This is a genomic window from Ligilactobacillus acidipiscis DSM 15836 (assembly GCF_001435755.1).
GTDB classification, from domain to species: Bacteria; Bacillota; Bacilli; order Lactobacillales; family Lactobacillaceae; genus Ligilactobacillus; species Ligilactobacillus acidipiscis.
The window spans coordinates 1-3772 of the sequence record NZ_AZFI01000180.1 but is presented as its reverse complement, the minus strand read 5'-3'; the positions used below and the strand labels follow the sequence as shown (position 1 = coordinate 3772).

At 42.8% G+C, this 3772-nt stretch carries 5 protein-coding genes; all 5 read left to right on the top strand.

Translation table 11 applies throughout. The annotated features are described in order from the left end of the window. A partial coding sequence (locus tag FC65_RS12070) for a hypothetical protein (RefSeq protein WP_202813873.1) occupies positions 1 to 236 on the top strand: 236 nt, incomplete at its 5' end. Positions 237 to 269: 33 nt separating this feature from the next. Further along, positions 270 to 689, top strand: coding sequence for an OsmC family protein (locus FC65_RS09420; protein WP_010498393.1), 420 nt, complete (start codon positions 270 to 272; stop codon positions 687 to 689). Between the two features lie 205 nt (positions 690 to 894). Then, the gene (locus tag FC65_RS09415) at positions 895 to 1755 is read left to right on the top strand and encodes an arginase family protein (RefSeq protein ID WP_056972479.1); all 861 of its coding nucleotides are present in this window, start codon (positions 895 to 897) and stop codon (positions 1753 to 1755) included. Positions 1756 to 1977: 222 nt separating this feature from the next. Further along, complete coding sequence (locus FC65_RS09410; RefSeq protein ID WP_056972478.1) at positions 1978 to 2658, top strand: hypothetical protein; 681 nt, start codon at positions 1978 to 1980, stop codon at positions 2656 to 2658. A gap of 125 nt (positions 2659 to 2783) precedes the next feature. Next, the gene (locus FC65_RS09405; RefSeq protein ID WP_056972477.1) at positions 2784 to 3647 is read left to right on the top strand and encodes a hypothetical protein; all 864 of its coding nucleotides are present in this window, start codon (positions 2784 to 2786) and stop codon (positions 3645 to 3647) included. Positions 3648 to 3772 lie beyond the last annotated feature (125 nt).

Here is a 3772-nt window from a genome sequence, read left to right as displayed (position 1 = left end):
ATTTTTTAGCGGAAGTCCATGAATTTACCCAGCCTTTGCTAGTGATTCCACTGGGCAAGGCAGTCGAAGAAGTTTTACTGACCTTACAGCAGCAACATGAACTGCCGTATTGTCAAGTCATGACTGGTTTTCCGCATCCTTCAGGAGTTAACGGGCACCGTAAAGAACAATTTGCTGCTAACTTTACCTTCTTAGCGCAAGAGCTTCAGAAATTTTTTGCTGCAGTTGGTCAATAATTTAAAAATTAAATTAAGATGGAGGGACCTGACATGAGTACAGATAATGGTAAGCAATTAGTACTTGAAGCAAAAGAGGGAAGCTTTGAGCTGCCCCACGATCCGGAAAACTGGACTTTGAAAGCAGACCGCGGTTATTCACCTGTGCAAATGATTGCTGCAGCGACTGCTTGTTGCGGCGGCTATGTTTACCAGGAGATCTTGGAAAATTCACACGTACCATTTGAAATGCAAAAAGCTGAAGTTATGTACACTAGAGATGAAGTGGAAAATAAGGCTCATCCGATCAATAAGATCGAGATCACTTTTTATTTACGAGTGGATAAAGAGCTTCAAAAGAAAGCAACAAGCTGTTTGCGGTTGATCGGGCGAAACTGTCCCGTAATGCAAACGCTAGACCCTAAAGTGGCAGTGACCGAAAAAGCGGTGTTTGTAGATCAAAATGAGTTGTAAAAAATAAAGAAAAAGGAAACGCCATGGAAATTGTGGTCGTTTCCTTTTTTGAAAAGTAATATTTTTGCTATTTAAAAATAACAAACTTGCTATAAAGAAACCGGCTATCCTTTTTATTGGAAAATTATTGTGAAAACGATACAATAAATTAGTGTGAACGATCAAAAATTATGATCACTCAGAATAAACCTTGGAGGTTGGTATTATGACTGTAAAAACTATTAGACTGGTCAATGAGCAGTGGCAAGGAGGGATGAATGAAAATTATAGTTTTGGTGCGCGGCTTTTATCACATATTGTGCCGCCAAGTTATTCTGATGAAACGGAAACAGTTTTTGCCCCAGTTAGTGCTGAGACAAAGGGCGGTAACGGGATCGATGCCGGTGAGACTTTGAAAGAACAAATTTCTGCAGCTTATAATATTTTAACTGCAAAAGATCCGCGCAATGTTTTAACTTTGGGTGGTGATTGCAGTGTCTCAGAAGCACCCTTTGATTACTTGCATGGCAAATATCCAGCTAAGTTGGGTTTGATCTGGCTGGATGCTCACCCGGATGTTGCTACACCAGAAACCTCACATCATTTGCATGAAATGGCGTTAGCTGACTTGATCGGGCAGGGCGGCCCAGGATCTGCCGAAATGATCAAGGCTCCTTTTGACCCAAGTGACGTTTTATTGGCAGGGTTGCGTTATGATCAGTTAAGACCAATGGATGCAAAAGTAGCTGATTTAGGACTCAGCTATGTCACGCCGGATAGACTGCATGAAAAAAGTTTGCCAGTGACAAATTGGATCAAACAGCGCGGTTTTACTAAAGTGGTGATCCACTGGGATCTGGATGTCTTAGCCCCAGCTGATTTTCATGCAATCTTGCCAGCACAGCCAGGATTAGACCGGCGGGATTTTGGAGCTGCGATCGGGACGTTGAAGCTGGATGAAGTGTTGCGTTTGTTAGGTGATATCTCAAAAACAGCTGATATTGCAGGGTTGACTCTGGCTGAACACATGCCTTGGGATGCCTTACGTTTACGCCAAGGCTTGGCAGACTTGCCGATTTTTAAATAAACATTATTTCAGCTGTGACAGCGAACTGTTAAGATTGCTGTCTTGGGTCGTAAGCAGGTGTTGGTCTGACAGTGTTAGATCGGACTATGCGGCAAGCAACGGACATAAGCAGCAGATAAAAATCTTGGCGAATTTTTGTGACATCATGAGTATTTGGTGTATTCAAAACAGCTAAAATTTGCTATTGTTAAGGGAGGAAGACTCGAAAGGAGTTTGATCATATTGAAAGAGCCAAGCCAACAAACTTTACAAAGACTTTTAGCAGAGGCAGATGATAATTGCGCCAAATTTTTGAAGTCACCGCTGGGAGTCCCATTTACTAAAACGGCACACCCGGATGATGTTAATTTTATCATTGAGACTTTTACGGGAACTGCTTATATGGGCGATGGCCGAACACCCAAACGCTGGACTGCTGAAACAGCAGGTAACGTGATCGCCTCATACTTTCCCCAATTTATGGAATTTGACGTTAATTTGATTGGGCAGGTGGTGCCGATCTTAGTTAACTATTTCTCATTTTTGGAACACGATTTACACTATATCAAGAATAGTGCCGCTTTGACAAAAGCAGCTTTCACGGCAAACTGCGGCTTAGTTGCTGCCTACGCTGCTGGACCGGCTGAATTGTCTGATGACGAAATGGATTCTCTCGCTCATGGCGAACTGGGAGAGGAATTCTTAAATCGGGTCTCGCCTGAAGAATTAGAGCAGATGAAACAGGCCTATACAGTCTTGTTACAAGAAAAGCAACAGGGAACCTTGGATGATGAGGGAGAAAAGATGCTGAAGATCATTGACAGTGTCCTTTCCCGTGAAGATGGAAAAACTTCCCCTCAGCAGCAAAAACCAGCGGGTCACCCGCAGATGAAATTGCATAAGAAACCTAAAAAATCAGAATAATGTCATAGGGAGCCCGTTGGAAATTGCGGACTCCTTATTTAGTAAAAAAACTTGTATCGCTGCAAATTTTTGACTATTGTCAAGTTATGGTGTGCTAATTAGTTAGTTAAATAGGGGGAAATCAAATGCACAGGAAAGTTTTAATATTGTTGGAAACTTTGGGAACAGCAGTTTTGTTGGTCGGCTGCGGAGCCAAAAAAACACAGGAGTCAAAAAAGGATAGTCAGCCCAAGTCTGAGAAAGTACATAAGAAACAGGCTAGCTCCAGCAGCTCATCAAGCAGTAGTTTGGCAAGCTCAACTGCAAAAGAGGAATCAAAAGACGTTAATGAATCGGGGATCGATGATACCGGCTTTAAAAAAACACCTTTCCCCAGCCAAATGCAAGGTACTTGGTACGGTTGGGACAAGTATAGCAATGCTATTAAAACAGTCACATTCGCAGATAATAAATGGATCACCGGCGGAACAGAGCCGCAAACTCTTTTTGCCTATGATGGTTCTGCCCGGACAGCTAGTGACCAAGCAGCCTTTAATGATCCCAGCAGTCAACAAATGGATGCTAATAAACAGAACAAGTGGGCTGCGTTTGCGAAAATGAGTTTTGATAAAAGCCCGATCAGTCAAAATGGACAGGCTGTTGAAATCGTCAATTTACGCGGCTGGTATCAAAGTGCGGGCGACGGAAGTTATTACTACATCACGACGGTCAATATCAATGGACAGCCAACGCAAGTTTTGACTGAAGCCAGTGGGGCGGGCATCTGGGTGAACATGCATTATTATCATTCCAAGACTCTCGCTGAAAGTCAGAAAGACGCTGGGATCGAGACTGACGTCAACCAAGATGAAGATTATTCTGATGGCGAAGACAGCGATGATAGTGAAGACTACGACGACAGTGAAGATTACGATGATGAAGACACGGGCGAAGAGCAAAATAACTACCAAGATAACGAAGATTACGACGAAGAATCAGATGAATACTAATTAAAACAACAGGGAGCACCGTGACTTTTCATGGTGCTTCCTTTTTTGATGGGAGTAGACTGGCAAAACCATGGAAAAAAAGCGCCACAAGTGAGAATGTGACGCAAACTTCGGCAAAGTAAGTG

Bases quoted from the DNA above. Each gene is read 5' to 3' on its own strand.
- FC65_RS09405 (WP_056972477.1), top strand. From the start codon at position 2,784: ATGCACAGGAAAGTTTTAATATTGTTGGAAACTTTGGGAACAGCAGTT.
- FC65_RS09415 (WP_056972479.1), top strand. From the start codon at position 895: ATGACTGTAAAAACTATTAGACTGGTCAATGAGCAGTGGCAAGGAGGG.
- FC65_RS09420 (WP_010498393.1), top strand. From the start codon at position 270: ATGAGTACAGATAATGGTAAGCAATTAGTACTTGAAGCAAAAGAGGGA.